At 35.1% G+C, this 26,221-nt stretch carries 31 protein-coding genes and 2 pseudogenes; 12 read left to right on the top strand and 21 right to left on the bottom strand.

Going from position 1 to position 26,221, the window contains the following annotated elements:
• Positions 1 to 38: 38 nt before the first annotated feature.
• Together AB9L17_RS11485 and AB9L17_RS11480 are read left to right on the top strand one after the other, a co-directional pair.
• Positions 39 to 629, top strand: coding sequence for a hypothetical protein (locus tag AB9L17_RS11485; protein WP_375200658.1), 591 nt, complete (start codon positions 39 to 41; stop codon positions 627 to 629).
• 172 nt (positions 630 to 801) lie between these two features.
• Positions 802 to 1,350 (top strand): GNAT family N-acetyltransferase, encoded by a 549-nt coding sequence (locus AB9L17_RS11480; RefSeq protein WP_068984114.1) that lies wholly within the window; start codon positions 802 to 804, stop codon positions 1,348 to 1,350.
• Positions 1,351 to 1,499: 149 nt separating this feature from the next.
• On the opposite strand, the gene AB9L17_RS11475 is transcribed toward AB9L17_RS11480, so the two are convergent.
• Together AB9L17_RS11475 and AB9L17_RS11470 are read right to left on the bottom strand one after the other, a co-directional pair.
• Complete coding sequence (locus AB9L17_RS11475) at positions 1,500 to 1,757, bottom strand: hypothetical protein (protein WP_375200657.1); 258 nt, start codon at positions 1,755 to 1,757, stop codon at positions 1,500 to 1,502.
• A 10-nt stretch (positions 1,758 to 1,767) separates the two neighbouring features.
• A complete protein-coding gene (locus AB9L17_RS11470) occupies positions 1,768 to 2,322 on the bottom strand; it encodes a histidine phosphatase family protein (protein ID WP_375200656.1) in 555 nt (184 codons plus the stop codon).
• 544 nt (positions 2,323 to 2,866) lie between these two features.
• Here AB9L17_RS11470 and AB9L17_RS11465 point away from each other — a divergent pair.
• Positions 2,867 to 2,995 (top strand): aspartyl-phosphate phosphatase Spo0E family protein, encoded by a 129-nt coding sequence (locus tag AB9L17_RS11465; RefSeq protein ID WP_068984465.1) that lies wholly within the window; start codon positions 2,867 to 2,869, stop codon positions 2,993 to 2,995.
• Positions 2,996 to 3,840: 845 nt separating this feature from the next.
• Here AB9L17_RS11465 and thrS read toward each other — a convergent pair.
• The 10 genes and pseudogenes from thrS to AB9L17_RS11415 form a co-directional block, all read right to left on the bottom strand.
• Complete coding sequence (gene thrS, locus AB9L17_RS11460) at positions 3,841 to 5,769, bottom strand: threonine--tRNA ligase (protein ID WP_375200655.1); 1,929 nt, start codon at positions 5,767 to 5,769, stop codon at positions 3,841 to 3,843.
• An 884-nt stretch (positions 5,770 to 6,653) separates the two neighbouring features.
• Positions 6,654 to 7,025: a hypothetical protein gene (locus tag AB9L17_RS11455; RefSeq protein WP_375200654.1), complete on the bottom strand. Its 372-nt coding sequence runs from the start codon at positions 7,023 to 7,025 to the stop codon at positions 6,654 to 6,656.
• A gap of 82 nt (positions 7,026 to 7,107) precedes the next feature.
• Positions 7,108 to 7,719 carry a hypothetical protein gene (locus tag AB9L17_RS11450; protein ID WP_375200653.1) on the bottom strand — a complete coding sequence of 204 codons (612 nt, stop codon included), beginning with the start codon at positions 7,717 to 7,719 and terminating at the stop codon, positions 7,108 to 7,110.
• A 10-nt stretch (positions 7,720 to 7,729) separates the two neighbouring features.
• Positions 7,730 to 8,407 (bottom strand): annotated as a pseudogene (locus tag AB9L17_RS11445) (lipid II flippase Amj family protein); the annotation flags it as partial.
• A gap of 133 nt (positions 8,408 to 8,540) precedes the next feature.
• Positions 8,541 to 8,651 (bottom strand): annotated as a pseudogene (locus tag AB9L17_RS11440) (lipid II flippase family protein); the annotation flags it as partial.
• Positions 8,652 to 8,714: 63 nt separating this feature from the next.
• A complete protein-coding gene (locus AB9L17_RS11435) occupies positions 8,715 to 9,335 on the bottom strand; it encodes a hypothetical protein (RefSeq protein WP_068984109.1) in 621 nt (206 codons plus the stop codon).
• Between the two features lie 164 nt (positions 9,336 to 9,499).
• Complete coding sequence (locus AB9L17_RS11430; RefSeq protein ID WP_375200652.1) at positions 9,500 to 9,964, bottom strand: hypothetical protein; 465 nt, start codon at positions 9,962 to 9,964, stop codon at positions 9,500 to 9,502.
• A gap of 152 nt (positions 9,965 to 10,116) precedes the next feature.
• A complete protein-coding gene (locus tag AB9L17_RS11425; protein ID WP_223554303.1) occupies positions 10,117 to 10,602 on the bottom strand; it encodes a GNAT family N-acetyltransferase in 486 nt (161 codons plus the stop codon).
• A gap of 15 nt (positions 10,603 to 10,617) precedes the next feature.
• Positions 10,618 to 10,965: a DUF3147 family protein gene (locus AB9L17_RS11420; RefSeq protein WP_068984106.1), complete on the bottom strand. Its 348-nt coding sequence runs from the start codon at positions 10,963 to 10,965 to the stop codon at positions 10,618 to 10,620.
• Positions 10,965 to 11,363 carry a MarR family winged helix-turn-helix transcriptional regulator gene (locus AB9L17_RS11415; RefSeq protein WP_068984105.1) on the bottom strand — a complete coding sequence of 133 codons (399 nt, stop codon included), beginning with the start codon at positions 11,361 to 11,363 and terminating at the stop codon, positions 10,965 to 10,967. The genes AB9L17_RS11420 and AB9L17_RS11415 overlap by 1 nt, the downstream gene beginning before the upstream one ends.
• 252 nt (positions 11,364 to 11,615) lie before the next feature.
• Between AB9L17_RS11415 and AB9L17_RS11410 the strand changes: the two genes are divergently transcribed.
• Positions 11,616 to 11,951, top strand: coding sequence for a DUF3147 family protein (locus AB9L17_RS11410; RefSeq protein ID WP_068984104.1), 336 nt, complete (start codon positions 11,616 to 11,618; stop codon positions 11,949 to 11,951).
• A gap of 113 nt (positions 11,952 to 12,064) precedes the next feature.
• On the opposite strand, the gene AB9L17_RS11405 is transcribed toward AB9L17_RS11410, so the two are convergent.
• A complete protein-coding gene (locus AB9L17_RS11405) occupies positions 12,065 to 13,036 on the bottom strand; it encodes an HD domain-containing protein (RefSeq protein WP_375200651.1) in 972 nt (323 codons plus the stop codon).
• A complete protein-coding gene (locus AB9L17_RS11400; RefSeq protein WP_068984103.1) occupies positions 13,037 to 13,681 on the bottom strand; it encodes a class I SAM-dependent methyltransferase in 645 nt (214 codons plus the stop codon).
• 392 nt (positions 13,682 to 14,073) lie between these two features.
• Between AB9L17_RS11400 and AB9L17_RS11395 the strand changes: the two genes are divergently transcribed.
• On the top strand, positions 14,074 to 14,724 hold the full coding sequence (locus AB9L17_RS11395; RefSeq protein ID WP_068984102.1) for a FusB/FusC family EF-G-binding protein: 651 nt from the start codon (positions 14,074 to 14,076) through the stop codon (positions 14,722 to 14,724).
• Positions 14,725 to 14,791: 67 nt separating this feature from the next.
• Here the strand turns inward: AB9L17_RS11395 and AB9L17_RS11390 are convergent, their stop codons facing one another.
• Positions 14,792 to 16,102 (bottom strand): oligosaccharide repeat unit polymerase, encoded by a 1,311-nt coding sequence (locus tag AB9L17_RS11390; protein WP_375200650.1) that lies wholly within the window; start codon positions 16,100 to 16,102, stop codon positions 14,792 to 14,794.
• A gap of 491 nt (positions 16,103 to 16,593) precedes the next feature.
• On the bottom strand, positions 16,594 to 17,139 hold the full coding sequence (locus AB9L17_RS11385) for a GNAT family N-acetyltransferase (protein ID WP_223554294.1): 546 nt from the start codon (positions 17,137 to 17,139) through the stop codon (positions 16,594 to 16,596).
• 278 nt (positions 17,140 to 17,417) lie between these two features.
• Here AB9L17_RS11385 and AB9L17_RS11380 point away from each other — a divergent pair, with 278 nt between their 5' ends.
• The gene (locus tag AB9L17_RS11380) at positions 17,418 to 17,702 is read left to right on the top strand and encodes a hypothetical protein (RefSeq protein ID WP_375200649.1); all 285 of its coding nucleotides are present in this window, start codon (positions 17,418 to 17,420) and stop codon (positions 17,700 to 17,702) included.
• A 159-nt stretch (positions 17,703 to 17,861) separates the two neighbouring features.
• Positions 17,862 to 18,191, top strand: a complete 330-nt coding sequence (locus AB9L17_RS11375) for a hypothetical protein (protein ID WP_375200648.1) — start codon at positions 17,862 to 17,864, stop codon at positions 18,189 to 18,191.
• Between the two features lie 472 nt (positions 18,192 to 18,663).
• On the opposite strand, the gene AB9L17_RS11370 is transcribed toward AB9L17_RS11375, so the two are convergent.
• The gene (locus tag AB9L17_RS11370; RefSeq protein ID WP_375200647.1) at positions 18,664 to 19,272 is read right to left on the bottom strand and encodes a YpjP family protein; all 609 of its coding nucleotides are present in this window, start codon (positions 19,270 to 19,272) and stop codon (positions 18,664 to 18,666) included.
• Between the two features lie 739 nt (positions 19,273 to 20,011).
• Between AB9L17_RS11370 and AB9L17_RS11365 the strand changes: the two genes are divergently transcribed.
• The 3 genes from AB9L17_RS11365 to AB9L17_RS11355 all read left to right on the top strand — a co-directional run bounded on the left by AB9L17_RS11365 (position 20,012) and on the right by AB9L17_RS11355 (position 21,580).
• Positions 20,012 to 20,362 (top strand): hypothetical protein, encoded by a 351-nt coding sequence (locus AB9L17_RS11365; RefSeq protein WP_375200646.1) that lies wholly within the window; start codon positions 20,012 to 20,014, stop codon positions 20,360 to 20,362.
• Between the two features lie 171 nt (positions 20,363 to 20,533).
• Positions 20,534 to 21,067, top strand: coding sequence for a DUF2599 domain-containing protein (locus AB9L17_RS11360; protein ID WP_375200645.1), 534 nt, complete (start codon positions 20,534 to 20,536; stop codon positions 21,065 to 21,067).
• A 207-nt stretch (positions 21,068 to 21,274) separates the two neighbouring features.
• Entirely contained in the window at positions 21,275 to 21,580 is a 306-nt protein-coding gene (locus tag AB9L17_RS11355; protein ID WP_375200644.1) for a hypothetical protein, read from the top strand.
• A 342-nt stretch (positions 21,581 to 21,922) separates the two neighbouring features.
• Here the strand turns inward: AB9L17_RS11355 and AB9L17_RS11350 are convergent, their stop codons facing one another.
• A complete protein-coding gene (locus AB9L17_RS11350; RefSeq protein WP_375200643.1) occupies positions 21,923 to 22,354 on the bottom strand; it encodes a MarR family winged helix-turn-helix transcriptional regulator in 432 nt (143 codons plus the stop codon).
• 151 nt (positions 22,355 to 22,505) lie between these two features.
• Here AB9L17_RS11350 and AB9L17_RS11345 point away from each other — a divergent pair, with 151 nt between their 5' ends.
• Together AB9L17_RS11345 and AB9L17_RS11340 are read left to right on the top strand one after the other, a co-directional pair.
• The gene (locus AB9L17_RS11345) at positions 22,506 to 22,910 is read left to right on the top strand and encodes an Ohr family peroxiredoxin (protein ID WP_375200642.1); all 405 of its coding nucleotides are present in this window, start codon (positions 22,506 to 22,508) and stop codon (positions 22,908 to 22,910) included.
• A gap of 28 nt (positions 22,911 to 22,938) precedes the next feature.
• Complete coding sequence (locus tag AB9L17_RS11340) at positions 22,939 to 23,565, top strand: nitroreductase family protein (RefSeq protein ID WP_375200641.1); 627 nt, start codon at positions 22,939 to 22,941, stop codon at positions 23,563 to 23,565.
• Between the two features lie 191 nt (positions 23,566 to 23,756).
• Here AB9L17_RS11340 and AB9L17_RS11335 read toward each other — a convergent pair whose 3' ends face one another.
• The 3 genes from AB9L17_RS11335 to AB9L17_RS11325 all read right to left on the bottom strand — a co-directional run bounded on the left by AB9L17_RS11335 (position 23,757) and on the right by AB9L17_RS11325 (position 25,727).
• Positions 23,757 to 24,599: a nucleotidyl transferase AbiEii/AbiGii toxin family protein gene (locus tag AB9L17_RS11335; RefSeq protein ID WP_375200640.1), complete on the bottom strand. Its 843-nt coding sequence runs from the start codon at positions 24,597 to 24,599 to the stop codon at positions 23,757 to 23,759.
• A gap of 185 nt (positions 24,600 to 24,784) precedes the next feature.
• Complete coding sequence (locus AB9L17_RS11330) at positions 24,785 to 25,444, bottom strand: AroM family protein (RefSeq protein WP_068986730.1); 660 nt, start codon at positions 25,442 to 25,444, stop codon at positions 24,785 to 24,787.
• The gene (locus tag AB9L17_RS11325; protein ID WP_375200639.1) at positions 25,437 to 25,727 is read right to left on the bottom strand and encodes a DUF1177 family protein; all 291 of its coding nucleotides are present in this window, start codon (positions 25,725 to 25,727) and stop codon (positions 25,437 to 25,439) included. The genes AB9L17_RS11330 and AB9L17_RS11325 overlap by 8 nt, the downstream gene beginning before the upstream one ends.
• Between the last annotated feature and the right edge of the window lie 494 nt (positions 25,728 to 26,221).

Here is a 26,221-nt window from a genome sequence, read left to right as displayed (position 1 = left end):
ACATGATTTAGAAATTAATTTAAGGGTAGGTGTAAATTTTGGAAATATTAAAGAGAGCGCAAGAGCGAAAAGAAACTGCCTTGACGATTCTAAACGAATTGGCGTTATTAGAAAAATGGAATAAAATCGGACAAGCATATGTTGTTGGAGCTACGGCCTATGATTTACTAGTAGATCAAGATATCGATATCGAAACCTTCAGTGTCAGTCCTAATCCGGCTGAAGCCATGACGATACTATCGGATTTAACTAACCATCCTAAAGTTTTAGAGGTAAAGTACCGTAATTATTTTGAAACAGCCTATCATGGTTACTATTTTAAAATACAATATCAGCATACTCCTTCAGACATTTGGAATATTGATATGTGGCTGTTTTCTGAAACACGAAATGGCCCTTTATCAAGAGATTTAGTTTCGCTTATGAATGATTCTTTAACAATTGATCGCCGAAAGTGTATTTTAAAAATAAAAGAAGAGCTGCTACAGAGAAAGCTAATACTTCCTTCAATCTATGTCTATCAAGCTGTATTAGATCACAATATTCGAGACACGGAAACTTTTCTTCAGTGGATGGAGCAACAAGATATAAATGATCAAACAAATTGGCACCCTTCAAATAAAAGGTAATTTAAATTATATATTTCTATAAATCCCTAAAAATGTTATTATGAAAATATTCAAACATAAGGAGTTTTGCCAATGAGTGCGAAAAGTGCAGTAGATGTTTTGTTTATTCAACAAATAAATCAAGGGATATCGCTCAAACTGCAGCCCTTGAACAAGGGAGAAAACCAAACTAATGGAAAATTATTTTAAAGAATTTCTTACAGGTCAATCTATCACTTTACAGCAAATGACATCTTCTGACTTAGAAGCATTTGTAAAAATTGAAAGTGAAAAAAAATCGTTATTACTTGCGAATGACGAGATCCCCTTTCCAAAAACCTTTGAGGATCACTCCTCATTTTTTCAAAGTATTAGTGGCAAGAAAGAAGAATTTATCTTCGGGATATTTGAAAAGTCATCTAATGAACTAATCGGCTCCTGCGCTGTTTATGCAATTAACTGGCAAAATAGCACATGCTTTGTAGGCATTTCAATCGGTGAACAATGGCAAGGAAAAGGACTTGGAACAGATGCCATGAAAACCCTTATTCATTTTATATTTAATTACATTTCCATTAATAAGATTAAGCTTCAGGTGTTTAGCTTTAATGAAGCAGCAGTACGTTCCTATGAAAAATGTGGCTTTACAAAAGAAGGTACTTTAAGAAATGAGATTTTCCGCTTCGGCAAGTTTTATGATCTACTATTATTTGGTCTATTACGAGAAGAATGGCCCAGATAAAAATCCTTGATTTTCTCGATAAAACGAAATAAGGGGCTGCCACTTCAGCCAAACTCAATAACGCTCGTATGTCATATTACATACGAGCGTTTAAAGTTGGGGTTCCCTGATGAAATACATTTTCCACTCTGAGTCCGCAATAGAGCTTCTTAATGATTTTTTGTCGCTTGCAATTGAAGTTGTACAATATGTAGCATTGCTGGATCGCAAAATCTAACAACAAATGGGATATTCTGAAATCCACCTTCGTTCTCCAGCGAATTTAATTGTATTAATTTATCATACATTGGGCCCAAACTTCCACATTCTCGATAATTATCAGCCAATAAATTCTCTAAATCCGCTTTCCTCTCATGCTTTAATTGCTTTTCTAGCTTCATTATTTGTTCACATAATTCTTGTTCCACTTCTCTTATCCTACTCTCTCCAAATTCTCTGAACATCCCTTAACTCGAAGTTTTCAAATGTAAGTTCATAGACATCCGGCATGGCAAGTTCCTTCCAAAAAGTGTAATCAAATTGTGTATCAAAATAGTGCATCATCAAAACCATGATATTGCCATGTGTCCCAATTACTACATTGTCATTTGGATGTGTAAGTACTATTTTTTGCAAGGTGGTAATTGCTCGTTCCATTGCGGATTCATTTGATTCACCACCCTCAAATGCAAAATTTGGCTGACTCCATAATTGATAAATGGCATCGTCAAAATCAATGATCTTCCTATTAGATAGTATTCGTTCTCTTAAAGTATCCATCGTATTAATCTGTAGATTATGTTCCTGCGCTATGCCTTCGACCGTTTGGATGGCTCTTTTATATGGACTTGAATAGGCTGCGTGGATTATTTTATCTTTAAATAATTCAGTGACATGCTCCCTATCCTCAAACCCTTTGTCAGAAAGCGGGCGGTTGTACTCATCAGCTGTATAATAAGAATGAGCATGTCTTACAAAGTAAATTACGGTCATTATAACCTCCTCTAGGAATGCCCTTATATCACATCTCTATTTACCTATTATTCCATTTATTTCGAAAATTCTCAACATTATTAAACAAAATGAAATCTCCTCAATAACAAACAACAAAAAAGTTTATTTGATAAATTATGACAAGATACGAAGTTCCATACAAGTTAAATCTTTATAGTAAAAAAGTTGCAAATCTATTAAACCTATCTCTACACGTTTTCTATCGTCTAGCAATAAAAAACTTTAATATAGTCGTATATAAGGCATTAGAATGCATAAAATAACAATAAAAGTAAATCGAAATAGGTCTAAACACTTTATATTGAAACCTTTTATCTTTCCCCTCTTTTAAGAATTAGGATAATTTCCTGTGACTATATTACGAATTTCTCACCCCATACACAATATGACATATTTTTTATTTTAAGTGAGATACAATGAAAAAGTTGAATCGAGGTCATATAAATATTTTATTACAAGAATATTGAGAAGAAATTAGGAGGAAAAGATCTTGGGAATTAAATCGCGTAAACAATTTTTAAAAATGGAAATTGAAGTTAAAAGAAGAATTATGTATAGAAAGGCTATGGATTTAGGTTTCACCCATCCTAGTGTGGTAGATTGTAGTCAAGAATTAGATGTCCTATTAAATAAGTATTTAAATGCTTCCTAATTGTAATGAGCATTTATTGAAAATACTAAACGATCGATAAAGTAAAGCCAGTCCAATATTTCAATGATTTGACTAGTTTTATCTTGTACTAGGTTCCCGTTATAAAGAAACATTTGATCCTGATGTCATGTCTACAATTAGGTATACATCAATACAATCAGTAAAATCTTCTTTATAACACGAAAAAGGAGGCCCAACATTGGTCGATATTTCAAGCTTTTTACTACCGTAGCCTCAAGATTCAGTAGAAAACACAGCACCTACACTTAGCAAACCATCTGAAACTACATCTTAATAATATCCTAATAATCAATATCAATCATTTCGTACTGAAAACGATTTTTTCATCAATTACACCAGACAATTGATGAAGAATAGAACAAATGCTACCTTGAATTTTCGTCAAACAAAGCCTTAGAGTGTCCGAAGGCTGAGGAAACATTTCATCTAAAACTCAAATTGTATACATGAAAAATAGACCTCTCAACATACTTTTACTCATTCCAATTGACAAGTATATTTTTAGCATGCTTTCTAAATACCTATCATCGATGCTGAGACAGAAACCATTCAATAGAAATTAACATCAAAACAATAGCACCTTTTCGTATATAGTTCGTTTGTTATTTAATTTATTGTATGCTTGAAAATTGATTAATAGTAGCAAATAAATAAAAAAACTAACAATTTTAAGTAAATTACAAAAAAATAGTTTTTCACAACATTGCTTTCATGGCTTGTTTTAGCTCGACTCTAGGGCAGTGACTAATTTCGATTAGTTTCACATAAATGCCTAGATGTCGAGCTACAAGCCTTTTTATTTATTATACAAGCATCAAAGTAGTTTAATTTCCTTCATAAGATAAAGCTTTTTGTTGTATCTCTAGCTTAATCTCCTCGATAAACTGCGTTAATGATTTTTCGGATAAAGCTTGCTGACCATATTGACGAACAGTGACATTTTGATGATCCATTTCCTTATCCCCAAGCACTAAAATATACGGTATTTTTTTCAGTTGCGCTTCACGAATTTTTTTACCAAGCTTTTCTTGACGATTATCGATCTTTACACGTATTTTTTCCTTTTGGAGAGCCTCTACTACTTGCTGTACATAGCGTTGATGCTGATCGGCAACACCAATCACTGTTACTTGTTGAGGTGCAAGCCATGTTGGGAACGCACCGCTAAAATGCTCTATTAAGATACCTAGGAAGCGATCAATTGAGCCAAATACTGCTCGATGAATAACAACAGGTCTTACTTTTTCATTTTGTTCATTGATATACGTTAAATCGAACTTCTCGGGTAGCTGGAAATCGAGCTGCACGGTTGCACATTGATGGCTACGATGAATGGCATCTTTAATATGAATATCAATTTTCGGTCCATAAAATGCTCCGTCACCTTCATTTATTGTATAAGGGAAGCCTAAATTTTGAAGTACATTTTCTAACGCCGCTTCTGCCTGATTCCAAAGTTCAATATCGCCCATATAATTATCTGGTCTTGTTGATAATTCAATGTCGTAGTGGAAGCCAAAAACTTGATACACTTCATCAATAATTTTCAAAGCAAGCGTAATTTCATCCTCAATTTGCTGTGGCGTGACAAAAATATGTGCATCATCTTGGCAAAAAGTTCGTACTCGTAAAAGTCCATTTAATGCACCACTAAATTCATGTCGATGAACTTGACCGAATTCAGCCATACGAATCGGAAGATCTCGGTATGAATGCAAATCATTTTTAAAGATCAACATATGACCAGGACAGTTCATGGGCTTTAATGCGAAACTCTGGTTGTCGACCTGTGTAAAGTACATATTTTCTTTATAATGATCCCAATGCCCTGACTGTTCCCATAAACGCTGATTCATCATTAATGGCGTCCGTACTTCTTGATAATCAAATTTCGTTTGCAAATTGCGTAAATAGGACTCCAATTCATTGCGTATAATCTGCCCATTCGCTAAATAAAACGGCATCCCAGGTGCTTCTTCTGAAAACATAAAAAGCTCTAGCTCTTTTCCAAGTTTACGGTGATTACGCTTCTCTGCTTCTTCTAAGAAAACAAAGTATTCCTCCAGTTCTTTTTTTGAGGCAAATGCTACACCATATATACGTTGAAGCATTTGATTATTACTATCTCCACGCCAATACGCTCCTGACACATGCATTAATTTAAAGTGTTGTATTTTTCCTGTAGAGGGTACATGCGGTCCACGGCATAAATCGTAAAATTCTCCTTGTTCATAAACCGTCACAACTTCATGTTCAGGAATATCCTCTAGTAGCTCTAGCTTAAGCGCATCCTGAGCAAATAGCTGCTGAGCCTCTGATCGTGTTACTTCTTTGCGCTGTATTTGTATATTTTCTTGAACGATTTGCTTCATCATTTTTTCAATTTGTTGTAAATCACTAGGTGCTAGTGAATGCGCAATGTCAATATCATAATAAAAGCCATTTTCTATTACGGGTCCAACCCCAAATTGAGCATCCGGGTATAAACGCTTAATTGCTTGGGCTAATAAATGGGCCGTTGAATGACGAATAACCTGAATTCCTTCTTTTGAGCTAGCATCGTACAGGGAAATTTGTGTATCTTCCAAAAGCGGGCGCGTCAAATCAATGATGGTTCCGTTCACACTCCCTACGATTGCTTTTTTGCGTAAAGCAGGGCTAATCGCTTGTGCAATGTCGGTTAGTGTAACACCTTTTGAAAAAGCTTGTTGTTTCCCATCTGGAAATTGAATGTTAATTAATTGATTTGACATGTTCTCTACTCCTTTTAACCTTTTTTAAAATAAAAAAACACATATTCGTCCCATAAAGGGACGAGTATGTGTTGATTACCCGTGGTTCCACCCAAATTCCCACTAGATGCACTAGTGGCTCATTGATTTTGCAGTAACGTTGCAAATACGGTGCAAGTTTCCAAGCACAGCTCAAAGGTAGTAAGCTTTGATAGCTGCATTAGGAAGCTTTCAGCCAATGCCTCCCTCTCTGTAAATCGCTTTTCAAACCTCGTGTCCTCGTCATCGCCAATTCCATTGTTTGATGAAATTGTTATTTACTATAAAGAATACACCAATACTTGTCAATAGTTGAAATTTTACTTTTTTCATAATATTAATTGCAAGAATAGAGTATTTTACTAAAAAAATAAATACCAACTCAATTCATACCTATTTGCTTGGTAATGGACGCTCTGGTCTTTGTAGACAGTAGTAGCAATGGGAATCACTGCATTTTTCTTCTTTCCAGTCATTACAGGAAGCACAAAAGTATGCGTTGAAAGTATCATCAAAAATAACATGATTTTGACATGTATTAGAAGGCTCTGATTTCCGCTACGGGCTACTCGCTTTGTTGCTGACGCTTCGCTTTCGCACAAAGCAAGGCTTCCTGCAGGCGAGCGTCGAGCCGCTTCCTTCGCTAAAGGAACAAGTCACGTACTGTGACAATACATTCGTGACCAACATCGTGTTGGCCTCAGGTCTCATCTGTCTCGCTTTCCCGCGGGAAGCTTTGCTCTGCAATGAAAGCGAAGCGACAGGAGCACTTGAGTAGCCCTACGCTACAATCAGTTAAAATGGGTATATATTAGCAAAATAGCAACAAAAAATCTTTTTTCGCTCAATAATAAACCTACCTTTTCCTAATCAACACGCCTATTATTTTGCACTTCTAATGTCTCGTCATAAGACTGCCATTGAATATGAATGATGGGTGAAGTATCCTCTTTAAAAATCTGCTCACTTTCTTTTTTCGTTAAGGTTAATTGTCCTTCTGTATTTACGCGTACGTCTGACAGCCCTAGTGAGTTTTTTGCACCTTCAATCGAAATTTGTAAATCACCCAAGTCTTTGTTTTCACCTAAATAGAAAATCCTTAAACCATCCTCAGCATTACTATCATAAACAGCTTTCCAGTGCTCACTTTTCGCTATGTAATGCACTTCTTCTTGTTGACCCGTACTACAAGCAGCTAACACAAAAAACATCATAATTAGGAAGCATAATTTTTTCATTGAATTCCGATTTCCCTTTCCTTGAAAGTTATCATGATAAAATCAACTTCAATCTATCCTTCTTTATTTTTCGAGTAAGTTATTACTTAGCTTGAATAGTTATCACCAATCCAGTCGGTTTTTCCCCAAAGGCGTCGCTATGTTCTTTAAAGACAAAATCTAAACCTTCAATATTATCAGGTAACGGAGGTGAAACGATAAAAGTGCAACTGTCATGGCCGTTTGTTCCCCCTCCGCTATCTATCCAACATTCGTATTCTTCTCCTACAAACAACTCAAAACTGTTATGCGTATAATTGTGTCTGACATGAACATTTGATTCTTGTCGAGGATCCCAATCCATTAATAACTGTACAACACTTGCATTTTGATACTGCCGAATATAAGTTACCGTATAGAATTGTTCACCAACTTCAACTGACTTTAATACCGGGATATGTTTTCTAAAACCGGTCGGCTCTACGCGAGGTTTATAATACTCTTCTGTTCTCATCATCCCAAATAATGATGCAAGATAGGCTTCATAAAAACCATATTTTTTAGCCCAGCGATCGAGTGCTTCATCCGGTGGAAAACCAGGATTTTTATTTGACAGTTGGTTACGCAGATTTATTAGTGCACAAATTTGTTCATCGATAGTAAACAGCTGGTTGTCATAATAATCTGTTGGACGTTCATAAGATTCTTGATTCATATTAATCCTCCTAAGTCATAAATTGTGTAAACCAGGCGATATATTTTGCCCCAGGAATAAATAAAAGCTGCGCCACGAATGTGCCTAGCAGCCTTGAACCCATCATCATCACAGAAGCTCGTTTAAGACTTAAGTAGCTGCCTCTTTGATTGATTACATCATCAGCTAGAATGGAAATTTTAGGGTCAATAAAGATAATTAATAACATCGTTGCTACACCATTAATAAGCCCTGACGACATCACAGCAGTTGTCGATCTTTCAGGAACTAATAAAGAATCGTAAAGTGCAGATAGGACACCAATTGTATAAATGGCCGTAATGGCTACATTAACGACAAATAATTTAATAGGTATATCACGCCAACTAATGCCCTTTAAGTATGAAAAACTCGGCATATGAATATGTTTTATTCCCCGTTTGACATACTCGATACTAAAGCTTTTTTTGAATAATGCTGGAATGGAGCCTCTTTCCTCAGACAAATGGATTATAGCCCTTGAAAAAATTGCTACAAATGTCGGCAATAGAAAAATACCTACCAATGTACCTAGTGAAGCGGCGCCAATAAGTACGCGAAACTGCTGCTCCACAAATGCTAATGTGTTTTCCTTTGGTGCTGTGTCAGTCAAACTTCCAGTAAAAGGTTGCTGCATCATATTTGCAAGTCTTGAAACCATGACCATGACAATCAATTATGCCTCGGCATAATTGCGTCCGGAATCGGCTTTGTGCTTGCACAAAGAACTCCTTTCCGATTCCGTGACATCCGCCGGAGGCTTTAACTTCTTTCAGCGGGTGTCCAAACACCCGCTGAAAGAAGTTAAACAAGGATAGTGCAGAGGCTAATAATTTCACACGTGCACCTGATAATCGAACTGCATACGCAAGTGTTTCTATCGAATGAATGATGAGAATAAACAAACCAATCATTATTAATTTATCTGTCAAAATATCCAAAGTATTTTACCTTCTTTTTTTGTTGTTGATTGGCTGTTACTCTTGTATGATTTTGAGTAATCGTTTGATCCAATCCCGTACATATACTTCCCACTCTTCATAAGGAATTGTCACTGATAAGGAGAGCGATTGCAATTTTTCTGGTATCGTATGCATCTTACTTCTTAACAACTCATTATCTTCGGACTCCTCATCGATAAAAAGTAAGTATCTCCCCTCTACGGGCTCTCGATAAACCTTAGAGCAATCTCTAGTACGATAAACCCTTGTGGAATATCGTTTACCATCAATCTCTACTTCATAATGGCCTCTACTCCTATGGTGAATTCTGACATGTGTCCCATCTAAACGATGGATAGCCGCTTCAAACGCTAAAAACTGCTCATCATTCATCTGAAAACCAAAAAGCCAATTATTCCTATGTGGACTATTCACATTAGCATCATATGTATCATATCTTATCTTAAATTTAGTTGGATCTTCGCTACTTTCCTCTGTTAAATAGTTTGCAATCAGCTCATCAAAGGCTTCTTCATCTAGATTATTCCCATAGGTTAAGATGGCAATGTGCTTTTGAAGCTTTTGGGCATATTGAGTAAATTCCTCCTCATCGTCAATCTCCCAAGGTTTTTCCTTATAGTATAGTAATGAATACAATATAGACACCCCTTCCTTTTTATATTTTACGAAATCCACTGGAATAGGTTCCGTTTTTTTCCTGTCAAATAAAAAAGCTATTCAAGAGGTATATTCCTCCTATGAATAGCTTTAAAATACTCTTATGAAATGACATGCGGGATAATGTGAATAGACGAAACCCTTTATTTTTTAGCCTGTAACTCAGCTGTTAATGTAAATGGGATTTTTAAATAATTGTACTTAATCGTTATGGTCTTAATATTTGGTGCCTCAACCTTTACAGCATAATGCTGAGGCTGCTTTCCAACGGCTTCGCGATCTATGTATTTACTAGGAAAAATGTTAATTTGTCTTAACTTATGACATGTAATATTCGGGTTATCCTCCAGTTTCGTTTCCGCTTCAAACGGTTCAGACTTACTAACGACAAGCTCGACATTTTCAGGCATTTTATCATTAACGAGTATTTGCTGAAGCTGAATCTCATGTAGTCCTTTATTCTCGATTTCAACAATTCTAATGGTTGAATCATCAGTAGGATTCGTATAGCTGTTCATGACAAGTGGTGGATTGCTTTTTAAATAAATGATGAAGCCCGCTCCCACCATAAGAACACTAAATAATAAAATAAATAGTATTTTTTTCATATAAATTCCTCACTTTCTAGCTCTCCATCAAGTATAGCGAGAAATGGCAGGTGATGATACCTAGAATATCAATTTCGCCTTGGCGTAATTTTAGTTGACTTTTTTCTTATGCTACAGAAAACATTTGTGAATGAAGAAAAAAACAATCTGACTCATCTAGAGCCAGATTGCTTTTCTAGTCGTATTTCATCACGTATTGGAATCCCGTCATTGCCGATTAAAGGAATTTCAGGTTTATATGCTCGTGCTTTTTCTACAGCATTCTGTAATATTTCGACTAAGTGATAGCCACGTTTTTGATAAAATCTTAACGCGTGTAAATTATCATTGGTCGTAATGAGGGTAATCATTGTACAGTTTTGTTCGGATGCTTTTTGTTCAACAGCTTGTACAAGTAATGAACCAATCCCTCTTCCCTCTACAATACTGTCAAGAGAAATAATTTCACATTCTTTATGACGAATACTATACGTTATAAGACCTAAAATAGTATTTTGTTTATCTACATAGGCAAAACCATGTAATTTGCTACAGTCATAAACTCCGCTAGAAATAACCATTTCTGTACTTCCCCAATGCTTTGTAAAAAACTGCAACACATCCGTTTTAGGTAACTGTTGAATAGAAATTACTGTCATCTATTATTCTCCTAACTAAATAGAAATATTAAAAATACCAGCAATGGCTTTTTGAACCCCAAGAAATACCGCCCACGAAACGATTCCTAGTCCAATGGCAAAAACAATATGGATCGATGATTTCATCGCCATATATATTACAAATAGCATGAACATAGTTGCTGGTAGTCCAACGATTACACCATAAGTAAATCGCTGAATATGCTCACTCGACTCACTTTGCACAGTTAGCCAAATGATACTTAAAATACTAACAAGAGGTAGTGCTGCAATCATGCCACCATAGGAAGGAAATCTTCTCGCAACTTCTGTTACAATACCGATTATAGCTGCTGAGCAGAGAATTTTCACAAGTGTATACATTATTTAGACACCTCGCTTAATAGACGAAATGCCTGTAAAATCGTTTGTTGTTGTTGTTCTGATAATTGATTTAATGCATATTGCAGTTTGTCATCATCTAATTCTGTGTTTTTCTTGACGATCTGAAGCCCTTCCGCTGTTAAATGCAGATTTACTTTGCGTTGATCATCGATGTCTCGCTCTTTTTTCACCCAGCCGTTACGCTCCAGCTTTTTTACGTGCTCAGAGGCAGTATTTTGAGAAATATTCAGTAACCCTGCGATATCGCGAACTGTTACTTCCTCTTCCTTCTGAATCATCTGTAAAATACGTACGCTTTGATGCGAAATCACATCTTCATGTGCGGTATGTAGATGATAAAAAATTGATGTAAAATAATTATTTATGTCTGTAATCATCAAATTTACTCCTTCAATATATCGTTCGATTCGATTATATCGTATAACACGATATATAAAAAGAGATTTGATAAAGTTTATATTTTCAGATATTTTTTTAAAAGCATGTCCTATTTATCGAAATATTCTCGTTATTTTTGATAAAAATCTATCTTTCTTAGTTTCTTGCTAAATACTCAAAACAAGGGCTTGTAAATAGTTATTTCGTAAAGTATTATTACACTATTCTGAACACAAGATCGAGGGTTTCATATGTTATATATTCTATATTTTATAGTGGGCGGCTCTATCATGGTATTAGCATTACTGTTAAGCCAATCAAAATATTTGTTTTTATCAGGCATCATTACGGCATTGCCTATCCTAACACTTATCAATATGGGCATGCAGATGAAAAATATGAAAGAAGATACTTTCCATAGCGTTTTACAAAATACTGTGTTTGGTGCTGTAGGCATGTTACTTTTCACGGTTCTTGCATTTTTATTAACATACTGGTTTAAACCAAGTATTTCCGTAATTAGCGCACTCGCAGTTTATGCCGTTTTTATGTTATCAGGTAAGTATATTATGTCGATGTTTGCATAAAAAAAGGTGCTGCCAGTAGACAGCCCCTTCTCTTTCGTTTATCGAGAAAACTCGTGAATTTATCGACTAATATTGTTAATTTATCGAAACTTTTTTGTGATTTATCGAGAAAATTAAAGTATTTTCACAAACATACCCTGTTTGAATTTTTCTTTAGCATCTGCATTCATTTTTTTAACTTCTTCTGATAAATCACTTGCCTTTAGTAATTTATTTCCCATATATAGTAAAGGATCAATCAGTCGCACTTTATTTTTTTGATGAATATCAAATTCTGTATGATCCACCCTCACTTTTACACATGGATGAAGTTGCTTTAATAGACTCTGCACTTGAATATCATTTGAAGATCTCATCTGTTCAATTAGTTCATTATCTTCCTTAAGAAAATCGGTGAGCGTCAGGACCTTTTTTTCTAATGATAACTTTAACGTTTGCGCCAATTTATGATAGGCATATATATTTAACGGATCCATGAAGAAATCAAGCACTTCTTGATAATATGTTTTCACAAACCATTCTGCACGTTCGATGCTTTGAAGGCACATCTTCCCTTGAAAAATAATAATATCATTTAAAAACTTTTGTATATCCTCTAATGAAACTTGTCCATATTTATACATATCTCGTAAAGTATAATCGACGCGATCTGCACATAAATCCGGAGCTGGCTGTTCAAGTAAAGTCCATTTCGAGCTATTCAACAAGATATGTTCGTAATTATAGTTATACTTTTTAAGTATCATTGGGATTTCCGAATTCCTCAGCACATCCATAAATATTTCTTCATGATAGTCTTCAGCATCATGATCAAGGACGAAATCAATGACATGCGAAAAGGCAGTATGTGAAACATCGTGCAATAATCCCGCTATTTGCTCCTCTAAAGAACCGCCAAGCTGTTTAATTAGCAGCATAACACCAACCGAATGCTCATAACGCGTTACATTCCATTGACTATTCACAAGATAACTTGCCCCACCTTGATGAATACCTTTTAACCTTTGCATCGGTTTACTCGAAATAAGTTCTTCTAACACATCCTCAATCTCGAATTGCCCGTATATATAATCCGAAATAAACACTTAAATATCTTCCTGAGCAAAATTCGAAATAACAAAAACCCCACCACAATGCGAAATTGGGTGAAACTCTAGTTGGCATAGTCCTTTTAATAAGGGGCCAATTTCCTCATAGATAAAGTAAAACTCATCATCATCCCAATAGCTACTACTGTCTTGACGACATTTTTCCAACTGCTCTTTTGTTTCAAAAGCGATATCACCAATGAAAATTTTTCCTGTGGGTGTTAATTGCTGCAATAATGCTGTGATGTATTGTACTTTCATGTCATCTGTAAAATGATGCAGCGCATAGGTACTAATAATGGCATCATATGTTTGATCCAGTAGCGCTGGTGGCAAGCCTTTTGATAAATCCCATTCCATTAAGTTAGCATCCGGCATTTTTTCCTTCGCAATGTCGATCATTTTCGAGGAGAAATCGAACCCATTAATCATATGGCCATTATCATAAAGCTTCGCTGTTAATACCCCTGTCCCAAAGCCAATGTCCAGTACAGTTGATTTTGGACTGTACATGACCTCGTTAAAAATCGTATTTAATACGGCCTTGTAACCTGCAAATGGGTATTGATTACTTTCCTCACTAAGCTGAACCGTTTTATCATAACCGTCAGCCCATAAATTAAATCCTTGTTGATTTAGCATATAGTTGTTCCTCCTGTTGTTCCCTTAAATTTTCATCCCGCTCCAAATAACCAAACTTTTATCATACATAACCTGTCTCATAAAAATTCCCCCTTTCAAACCAATATTACAATTGTACCAAATTTACCAATTTATTTCATATCTGATTTTACAAAAAAATGTGAATTACTACACCTTTTTCATTTATCAAGTTCCCAAAAGATGCTATTATAATAGTAGTTTTCTTTTCAAGGAGGAATCGAAATGGACGCATTCTTTTGTAATGCTTGCTCTAGACCAAACACTTCCCAGGTCAAAGAGGTCTAGAAAAGTTAACACAAATAACATCAATTGAAGGATCTCTTTAGGCCAAAAACCTTTATTAAAAGCCTAATATACAGGAGTGATTTCAAATGGAAAACCAAACAATTCAGCCGTTTCTAACGGTCGCAAACTATAATTTACTTGAACAGCAAATGAACAAAATCATCCAAACACTTGCAACGACAAAAGATAAAGACGTCATCCTTGCCGTACATGGTATTGTTGAAAGCGAAATTACTGCAAAAGTAGCGTTGTCCGCTGCAGATGCTCAGCTAATCGAACAGCTTTTTGATGTTAAAGATCGTGCACAAGGTGAAGCATATTTAGAGCAATTAAAACCATATGTCATCCCGTTCAAAGCACTGACTGCCAGCACACTGAAAAGCCTATTTAAAAAGGAAAAAAAGCTGAAGCTACCGAAGCTTGAGGACATGGATTTTCAACAGACATGTTATTTAGCTTGGGATGATCCTGGAACACATCGAAAATATGTTGTAATTGAACAAGATGAACAGCTAAAAGCGATTAAGGGCATTTTCTCTAACGATACAATTAAAGGAATATGCGCAATTTGCAATCACCATTCCGTAGTAGGTCTATTTACTACTTCCGTAAAAGGGCAAGTCGTTGGAACGTTCACGAATTATAGTAATTACATTTGCGCAGATAGCCAACAGTGCAATCAGCATGTTACGGATATTGAAAAAACAAAAGCGTTTTTCGAGCGCATTACTCAATAAAATTAAGCCTTCTCCAATGACGGAGAAGGCTTTTTGATATCCAATTTTCAAATTTACTTACAATGACTTAAGAATTCATATGGTTAGCCAAAGCCGTCTTTTTCAAGATGACCGAAGCTGTTTTATTTTCCATATTAATAATAGACGATGCAATAATGACGAAGCCAAGCATTAGTATAATGATTAAATCGAGTAGACCGGTATGCATAGACACCGTAAATACCGTAATAGTAAATGCATATGCGACAGTATGGAAACTACGAATACCTTCCTGTTTCACTTTATTGTAAATAAGTGAAATTAAAGCTCCGTATAAAAAGAAACCAATTGCCACTAATAAATAGCCGCCATCTAAAAACAATTGACCGATAAAGGTTGGTGTCGTTGTTCGGTTTTCACGTGTAATATTCTTACCCTTCTCCACACTTACGGAATTGACAACCTCCGTTACCTCCATACGGGGTGAAGTTTGCTCACCAGGTAATAACGTACTAAAGATACCTTTATGGATTTCTCCATTTAAATACCCGTTTTCCTGAGTATACTCAATAATTGTACTTAACACGATATGACCTGTTACACTCTCCTCATTTAGTGCACGTATCCATAACGGCGTTTGGTTAACCTTTTGTTCAGCCGTTAACAGGTTCTCTCTCTCGTCTTCCGTCAGTTCTACATCAGGTTGTTTCCGGTCATTGAATTCTAATGACCTATCTTCCGTTAACACACGAATAAAACTAAACATAGAGAAAGCTACACCAATAACTAACAGCGTTGTTAAAAACCACGTTAATTTGACTCGTTTCACTACATAGTGGAAAATGATGATTCCTGTAAATAGCATAATAATTAATGGCGTTCTATAGGCCATTAACAAGAATAAAAAGATGACGCCTGCAAAGATAGAACCATAGACGAACGCTTTTTTCCATGTCATATTCTTTTCCAAAATCATTTTATACGATAGTAGCAATAAAACGCCAAACCATAGTAATTGACTAAAGAAGTTTAGCTTTGGATCAAGATTTCGTCGATTTGACTCATCCGAAATTCCAAAGCCGCCTTCAAAAGTCATCAGTATGAAGGCACCTAAACCAAGTAACGTCAGAAACACAATAAAATGAATTACATATTTGCTTAAAAACGATAGACCAAATGAAGGGATCGTCCAATTCAGCTTATCTATAACATACACACCTATGTAATAGCAAATAACCGCTAAAATAACAGCTGGCCAAATAGATACATGTATATTGAACTGCTCAAACTTATGCCAATCAAACATACTCGTAAAGAAATAGAGTATTAATATAAACGGTAAAAAGAAATACGGTGAAAATGTATCGATTTTATTTAATTTTCCAAATAACTTTTTCATGCCTTCCACACCCTAAGATGTTCCCTCCCTAAACTTTAAATTATTCCCAAATATGTAAAACAAAAATAGTATATCATAATGATCGTTTGGTTAATATAGTTATTTACTATTTTTGTTAGTATTGTTAGAAATTCGGCTCATGATGTGTGGTTGATTTCCGTTCCGACTGAGCGCTTTCCCAGGAGCGTCGGATGGCTAGTGATGAAACAGCCAATAATATCCGCGAACCAATGCTGTTTTACCGTCAATAAATGGAACAATCGAGGATCTTCTTTCATCGACAACTAGACCATTCACATTTATCTACTTACGTAACCGTCAAAACAAACGAGGAAACGCCTAGATGTTTAAGCCACGCTTATCATAGGATGATCCTTTAGCACATGATCCAGGACATTTCGTTTTCACATTCCTAAGTCAATCTCCTCAAAGGAAGGGAATATCAACAAAAACAATTCCATTGGTCCTGTTAATTTGTTGATTATTCCTTTTTACAGAATTCCATGATCCTGTTCAAACTCTTGTTTTAGCATTCCATAGCAAATACCATCATGATAAGTTCCTTTTGTGAAAAGGATATTTCTTAGTTGCCCCTCTTTCACGAAACCTAATTTCTCATGCAAGCGCATGGATGGCTCATTGAAAGAGTAAACGGTTGTATTGACTTTTTGATATGCACGCTCTGAGAAGAAAAAGCGAAGAACCATAAGAATCATTTCTTTTGCATACCCTTTACCTCTGTATGGCTCAAATACAGCTAAATAATAATCAAAAATACCATTCTTCAAATCACAATCAAAGGTTTCAATCATACCAACAATATTATTGTCTTGATCTACTGCAATAAAGCGGAATTCATCATCTTCTTCAGATAATTGTTCCTCCACCCACTCACTCATTTGATCCGCAGAGCGAGGAAAATGTATGGAATCCATATTGCGAAGAATTTCATCATCTAATAATTCAAATACAACGATATCTTCCGGTTGTATCGCTCGTAGTGTAAGATTTGGTCCTTTCCAATAACTAACTGTCATATTTCTTTCTCCTCCATCATTTAAAAAATGTAGTAACTATAAGGTTCCTCATCATCCGTTTGGTTGATTTAACAAATGTCATCCACAACTTTCAGCGAAGCCCCAACTATAAGTATAAATGGTTTATATACCCAGTTGTTTATAACGTTTTGAGTTTAAAAATAGTTTCATAAAAATATATTTTTTATTATTTATTTCCACTTTCGTTTTTAGTATGGATTTCAGAAAATGAGAGCACATAGGACGATGGTAAAACTGAAATGAAATATGAGCATACATTGAATGAAGTAGAAGACATTCCAATTCGCATGGGAAAGACAGGCGCAACTGCTCGATCGAGAGCAATCAGAGAGTTGCGTACTTCTAATCGTCAGTTTGAGGAGATGGCTGCAGCTGAAGATTCGAGTAGATTGAAATTAGAAAAGACGCAGCTGGCAATTATTTTATCCCAATTAGCCAAATCTCCTAAACATCACACCAAACATTTGTTTGTTTTGTCATCTCCCCGTGCTAGTTGCTCTGTAAAAATTAAAAACAACATCAAATTCGATGTTGATGAGTAGAAACTTAAAATAGGTCCCCCGCTTCACAATAGTAATATCTATAATTATATTTAATAGTAAAATATTCACAAAGGCTAATTTATTTAAAATACTGGTCTATATTATAACAAGTATGGTAAATACTAAAAATTCAATTAACTAAAAAGGTGGAAAACTTTTATGATTACTTCAAGAAATTCAACAACTATGCAATATTTAATGGCACGTAGATCCTCTAAACAATATGGGCTCACTCAACAAAACAGTAACGAAATTAACCGTACTTCTAAGTGTGAAGAAAGATTAAACAATGTTAATAAAATTATCGAAGAAAGTAAAACATCTAAACTCTCTAGTAAACAGATTGAAACACTTAAAAGTGCTGCTAAGGATGGTTTATTAGGCTCTAGTACTACTAAATTAGGACCATGGGGGAAGCACAACCTCCAAAAATTTTTATCAAACTCTAAGTACAATTCAACATTAAAGGCTTATCGAAATTCAATATAAAATTAGTAAAGGGTGTTTTGAATACAATTTAACTTACAAGGTATTTTGTTTGGCGTTGTGCAATAAAAAAGACCAGCTTGGCTAATTTTTTTTAGCTTTGCTGGTTTTGATGAGTACTTAATATATTTATCATGATCGCGTTTAAGCCTCGTTGCCGTTTGTTGACACGTTAGAGCTACTGCAGGATTTGTATTTTTTCCATCACCTTTAATGATACCTTCTTTAATAGTCCATTTCCATGCGCACGCCTCTAATCTTATGGATGAAATTATCAATTTAAGTTCATTTGAAGAATCTGAGGAAATCAAAAAATGATGAATTTGGGGCACATTTTGGGGCACATGCTTTTCTCTCCCCTTCTCCTTTAAAACGGCATACAAATATAACAACTTAGCATTCTAATACAAACGTTGATATATCAATGTTTTCAAACAAAAAAACACTCGTATTTTAAACGAGTGTTTCGTAACTTTTAGGATAACCACTTCGGAGGTGTATTTTTCTCCCAATAAATATCCCCTAAATTGTTGTGTGCCATAAAACTGTCCTCTGCACTGTGGTAGTGGAAGTTGTAATAATAGCCTTCCTGCGGTCTTTTTTCTGTACGGACATGGAAGCGAATTAAATCCTTGCCTGTTTCATTGCTAGTAATATTAAAAATTTTTTCGCCATAATTCCCACTTGGCTTTTCTGAAATTGATAAGGATGCTAATGATGCATCGTCTAAGCCCGCTACTGTCATGGCAATTGCTTCTTCCATTTTAGGGAAGATAATGGCGTCAAATTCATTGCTAATTTTTGGGCCAATTTTTGTGCCGAACTTTATGTAGGATTGCTCTTTAGCGGCATCAACAAGCAATGATCCGTAGTCAACCGGTTCATGATGTATCTCGGTCTTTTCTTCTATTGCTGCATTTGGTTCAGCTGCAACGGCAGTGCTTGTCCCTGGTGATGAATCAATTGAAGAACGATTTGAAGCATTTTGATCGAATGCTTCCCATATTTCATGTGTTGGCGTAATTAATCCTAATGTTAAAAACGCAACCATGATGACGATACTCTTTTTAACCCACTTTTTCATTAATTAACACCTTCTCTTTATGTACAAATTGGTAACTCTACTACTAATATATACGCACAAGTCAATAAAAGGTTTCATATTTCCATATTTCATTGTACAATATTTATGTATAAAGTGAAAACTCACTCAGCATTTACTTCCATTTATTTGTGGGAAAAATGTGTCGTTTTTTAAAAGGAGGTACAAGCATGGAAATCGCAATGGGTATTGGTCTTTTATTAATGTTAGGTTATTTATCATCTTTATGCTTCACGGACTAATTTAGTCAACATGCAAAGTGAAATCAATTCGTTTGAATAATGCCGTGTTATCAAGGTTTTGCTATTATTTCTGAATTTTATATGATGTAAAATAATGCTTCAAATTAAGGCTTGTTGGGGCTCTGTTAAGGGTAACTTCGGTCTAAATGGGGCTAATAAAATACGGCAAAGCGTATGTACATGCATGCGTGTGTAAGAAAGGTTGAGGCTAATTTACTTCAATCTTTTTTATTTTTTTCTTGTAAATTGGCTTCAAGAAATTTAGACATTCTGAAAGCTAAAATGTCACACATTGTTATTTGTTTTGTTCTTCCACATCTACTACTCCCCTATCTACCCTTCCAGCATTCTCTATATTTGGCCTGCTATTTATTTGTGTACGACCACCACGTTGTTTGATAATTACCAATAAATGAGGTTTTTACATTTATCCCCTACTCTTAACCACATAGGATAAATACTAAAAGGGGAAAAAGTCTATGAATAATTTTGAATGTAATAATGACTCGTCAACATCTAAAAAATGCGATAAATTCGGGACATTTTCGGCTGCTGATGCCAACAGTATAAACACTTCTACCCCTGCCGATGGCTCGATTATTCCATTCTCCTCTGGCAATACACAATCCATAATTAATGAAATAATCGATGTTAAAACAGCTAGTCTTATAGGATTTAGTACCGCTATAAATGATGGAGTTATTATAGACAATACAAAAAACTTAGCGAGATTCTTTATCCAGCCTTCACAGTTCCACGTGAAGGGACTATTACAGCTATTTCAGCGTCATTTACATTACTTAGAGGGCAAATTTTTGAGTATGGTTTGAAGATATTTATAATATCTTTGAATTTTAGATATTTTTCTGACTATTATCAATTTTTGTTCAATTATTAACAAAAATTGATTTTGAAATTATTATGTCTAATGATAAGTTATAAATATATCCAGGAAAAAGTAAAAAAGGAGGTATTTAAAATTGAATAAGAAAATGTAAGTATTGACGTTAGAAGATGAAAAGTTATATGAATCTATGACTGATGAAGAAAAAGATGAAATATTACAAAGTACTCAATTTAACTCGGGACAAGCAACACTGCCTTCTGGAATTGAGTTTACTTTTGGGGTCCCTCTATATACTAATGAATTTAGTGAGGACGATACTTTTGAATGGGTCACAATTGATTCCGAACTACAAATAAAAGAAAATATAATATTAGACTCACTACCTGCAGTGACACCTTTCAGAATTGACCCAGGTGGGGCTACATATATTACTAAAGCATATTGGATAGATAGAAGTGGCGTAAAATCAATCTCTATATATCCAAATAAATCTGCCAAAGGTTGGACAAAAGAAAAAGCATTCGCAGAATTAAAGAATAACTTTTCTCACTATTACGACTGGAAAAATGAAACATCCCTAGAAAAGCAATTTAATTGTCACGCTAGACCTATTCCGCCATATACAGGTAAAATCCCTTGGAATATAGAACCTAGCAAAAAAGCAACTAGTGTTATAACATGTAATTAAACAACAATAAAGAGTCCCCATTCGCATACGATGGGGATCCTTTTTTAACCACGACAATGCCAAGAGGGTTTGAGTGTAGCAAAATTGTCAACTCCTTAAACTATCCCTCACAAGTCTATTTACAATAATTATGAACAAATGTTAAGTAATTAGTAGGTAACTTATTTAACTATTTTTCGTTTGAAGATATGAGGAGGGAGTATTTTTATGATTAATTTATTTAGCATAGTACTTGGATTAATAGCTTTGATTGCCTCATTTGTTAATCTTTTAGGATATAAAAAACAAAAGAGCAAGAAATGGGTCGCATTTTCTATTATTAGTTTTAGCGCGTGCGCAATCGCAATTTGTTTACAAATTTTTTATAGCTATATATTGGTGAAAAATGAAGATTTCCCTTCTCTGATGGATACAATGGGTACTATGGCTTTTGTTTCAGCAATACTTGTCAGCGTTACTATATTATTAAATGTAGTTTCATTTGTTTTGTACCGTGACAAAATTACAATATAATGCAATTGGGTTGATTTATTTAATAACGAAGATCGTCAATTTGATGGTCTTTTTTCATTTAAAAGCTGACTAACTGCAGAAAAAAAACGTGGTGTGCTTTTCGTTAATTAACCTCCAATAAAGCACATTTATCTCACTAGGGCATATCCTAATATGAGGTTGAGACAAAACTGGACAAAATCTAAAAAGGCGCGAGAAATCAATGGTAGAAACGTTGATTTCTCGCGCTTTTCTGATGTGATTTTTTTGAATTTTGCTTTTAATATGTATTTATGTCCCAGCCTCCTTTTTGTAAATCGAAATAGATTCATGTGCATAAATGTTTAGCTTATTTCCCCGCTGTTAATCCTTAATTGGACAATCGCTTTGTAAGATATCTTGAAGGACATTTCTCAACTGCATATACTGCTGCTCTGTAATATTCGATTGCTTTATTACTTGACGTGACACTTCAGGTAACTTTTGGCGTACTTCAATACCTGATTTTGTTAAATAGATTTGCATTTGTCGCTCGTCTTCTTTGGAACGCTCACGACGGACGTAGCCTTTTACCTCTAACTTCTTTAATACTGGTGTTAATGTACCAGAGTCTAAAAATAAACGTTGCCCCAATTCCTTCACCGTAATTTGCTCATCGTCCTCTAGAGCTAGTATGGCGATATAACCTGTATAAGTTAAATCGTATGGCTTTAATAACATCGTATATCGTCGAATGATTTCCTTTGAAGTCGCATACAAAAGAAAGCATAGTTGATTATCTAAATGATTCGGCATAGGAATCCCCTCTTTAAGTACTTTTGATATTATTAATATTAAAAATAAAGTTTCTACTTGTCAAACACAATTAAATTGTGTACAATCAATTTTGCAAAATTAAATTGCACACAATCTAATTGGTAGTGCCTAAGAAAAGGAGTTTTATCTTATGAAAGAATTGTATACAACAACAATGATTAATGACGGTGGCCGTAATGGTAAATCGTATGCAGAGGATCAATCGTTATCATTAAATATTGCACCACCTGGCTCAAAATTAGCGGATGTAACAAACCCAGAACAACTATTTGCAGCAGGTTACAGCGCTTGCTTTAATAGCGCGTTAGATTTAATAAAACGTCAAAAGAAAATTCAAGGGGCATCAACAATTAAAGCAACGGTTAAACTAATGGAACAAGCTGCATTTGACTATGTTCTTGCTGTTGAAATTGAAGGACATATTGAAGGCTTATCGATTGAAGAAGCACAGCAATTATTAGAGATTACACATACCGTTTGTCCATATTCAAAAGCGACAATGGGCAATATCAACGTAACAATTAAAGCGGTTTAATTTATATTTAGTAAAAGAGGGAAATAAAATGACAACAACTACACCAGTAAAACAAGTTATGCTCGAGCGTAAATCGGTTCGTAAATACAATGCTAACACAACAATTTCTCGTGAAACGATTATGCAACTGTTACAAGATGCAACTTCAGCACCATCTTCAAGTAATCTGCAGCCATGGCGCTTTATCGTCATCGATGATAAAGAAATTCAAAAGAACATTAACATTTTTTCATTTAATCAAGAGCAAATCGAAACAGCATCTGCCATTATCGCTGTCATTGGAGATGCAGAAATGTATCTAAATGCAGAGGAAATTTATGCAAAAAATGTTGAGCTGGGCTATATGCCTGAAGAAATTGCAAATAAGCTTGCACAAGACTCTTTAGCAATGTATGGTGCGGTTCCAAAAGAGGCACTACTAAATATCGTTCACTTTGACACAGGTTTAATTTCAATGCAAATTATGCTATTAGCGAAGGAAATGGGCTATGATACAGTCGCAATGGGTGGCTTCGACAAATCAAAATTTGCTGAATGTATGGAGTTACCACCGAACGAAGTGCCTGTTTTATTACTAGCGATTGGCGAGGCAGCTGAACCAGCTTATGGCTCTTCTCGTCTTCCGATAGAGCGACTTGTGCGTTTCAATAAATAATTCGCAGGTTGGACAAGCGGATTTGGCAATGTCAAGGCGGAGTTAAGATGGAGCCTTTATATTTGCTTCAGGACATCTTAACTCTTTCTTTTGTATTTAATGATTTAGAACGCTCCAATAAGGTAGTTGATATGATAGTTCGAGAAATTCAATCTATAAAAGTAGATCACAGAGCTCGGTGCTTTTCTTCTTTATTGCCATATCTGATATTCACAATCCCATCGTTTGAAAAATTCATCTTCATTCAACAATACTTCATAGACCGGTCTAAAGAATCGTTGCACCTGCTTTATGCTATCCACAAATGCTACTGTCTGATCTGCCAATTGCTTCATGAAAAGCGGATGATTTCTTTCCAAAATTAGTCGCTGGCAATCAAACATTTCTATAATGCATTGTTGCAATACACGCCCTTCTATTTTCTGCGTTTTTAACACCGCAAAAACATCATAAAATGCTTTTATCGTCGTTTCTAGTGTTGGATATTGATACATTTCCACAAACTGCTCTGCCAAGGCAAACTCAGCTGACGCTGTTACAAGCACTGGTGAAGTCGTTTCGAGTAATGATTGAAAAACAATTGTTTTCGGTGCCAACGGAATAATTTCTGTAAAACGAATCGTTACTATTATGTATGTAGAGATGTGTGACAAAGTAGCAGGTATCTTCAAATGAATCATATCTTTTTTTAAAGATATTTCTATTTCACTTCCTAAAAATACAACGCCATCCTCCAGTAGTTCAATTCCACAAATCTCCTGAAATGCATGCTTCATCATGCTGATTTTTTGTGCGATAGGTTTTGCTGTTAAAGATATTTCTTGTGGCTGCTTTATGAAATCATTTGTCAAAGCAACTAGTAATGAGTCTCCTCTCACCCAAAATTGATCCTGATACGAAGACACGGATAATCGATAGATGAATCTCTCTTGTATATATCGTGAGACCAGTTCATCTACGTGTGCATCGTTTTCTTGAGCTACATTCATGATTTGATCAAAAACATTCATTGATATAGAGCTTTTATTTCCCATTGTCAGCCTCGCCTTTGTCAAAATTTTATTAAAATTCCCTCTTTATTATGGCGTATTTTAGAATTGGAGTAAACGGTAATAAAAACCATCCAATTTATTCCACTTGTTTAGTGTCAATAAAAAAAGACTGCAGGTAAAGTTGCATTCCTACAGTCTGAAACGTTCCCCTTTAATAAGGAAGTATTTCATAAATATTCAAGCACAATTCTCGCAATTAAAGTACGTGGCAAAATTGTGATAATACCACTTTCTTTTCTAACTAGCTGCTTATGTTCTTCATTGTAGCCCATACTATCTAAAATAATTAGATCGACCTGGTAATCTTTAAGGTATTGAGCAGCAGCTTTAAAGTTGGCATAATCATAAGGCGAGGCTACAGCAACAGTAATATTATTCGTAACACCTTTCCACTTATTTAAAATGATTCTCCTCTGTTCTTCTAGCGGAACAATTAAACCGATGTTCGGCTGATCGGCCATTGCAGCAATAACTTGTGTAACGATTCGACCAGGGTAAAAAATGGGCTTTTCACATGTTAACGTCGGAAAATCATCTGTGCATAGTACAATGACCATATCAACCTCTTGTTCTAACTTTGATAATTCATGCTGTAATAAAGGCAGTAATTCTCTTTTACTAATGATTATCGATCTGCCATCACGCAATCGCGAAACAGTGATATTCTTCTCTTTTTTCGCAATCACTTTGAGTAATTCCGCTTCTTTTAAGGAATCTAATGCTCCTCTTTCCACAATTTCAATATTGTCATGAAAAAATTCTTTAAAAGTAGGGGTAATGTCTGAACGAGGCGATTGTCCGATTGTTAGTATCCCGACTTTATTCATTCGCAGCCACTCCTAAAGTTTGACGATGTGTCATTGAACCATATAATTTCCGCAAATGCTTACATTCATTTTCATCATAAAACTTAGCTGTACCACCCACGAATTCCTTCGCTACTTCAACTGTAACAATTTTCACAGAGTCCGTTGCCCTTCGCTCACCTTGTACCGTTTGAAAGGAGGCTTCTACCTCTCCATATTCATCAAATAGTTGTACCACTTTTTCACCATTCACTTTTAGATGAACTAATCCATCTAAAATTGTTAATGTCTGTTTTAATGCCATATTTACACCTCCACAATCGTTTCCCCTGTAATTGGCTTAACTATCATAACAGCAATATTTGGCACCTTTTTATTCCGTTCGAATTTTCAGTCTTTTCGATATATGTTTATATCTCAATGCATTGTAAAGGCGCTTCAATCCTCCTTCACTTTTCCATCATAGGAACTTCCATCACTTCAATACATGTTACTTCACGTTAAATTCCTCCATTACTGTGAACTATTATCTCCACCTTTTAAAAATTTTGCCCATGAACTTAACGTGCTTCTTGCTATTTTTCACTTAAAAATGAATGGTAAGTTTCAATGTATAGTAATTATTGTCACACATGTTCTAATATATTGAAACATCCATCCGTCAAAATAGATATAAAGAACTAGTTCGATTTCGACAATGTACACAAAAAAAGTAGACAAAGTCTGTCTACTGACTGAAAGATCTTATCTATATCTGTTCGATGATTATATTCGTCGTTTTCAGCCTTACTTTCCCTG

Origin of the sequence: Lysinibacillus sp. RS11 (assembly GCF_042019215.1) — a bacterium.
Lineage (GTDB): Bacteria > Bacillota > Bacilli > Bacillales_A > Planococcaceae > Lysinibacillus > Lysinibacillus xylanilyticus_A.
This window is presented reverse-complemented; position numbering and strand designations above follow the sequence as displayed.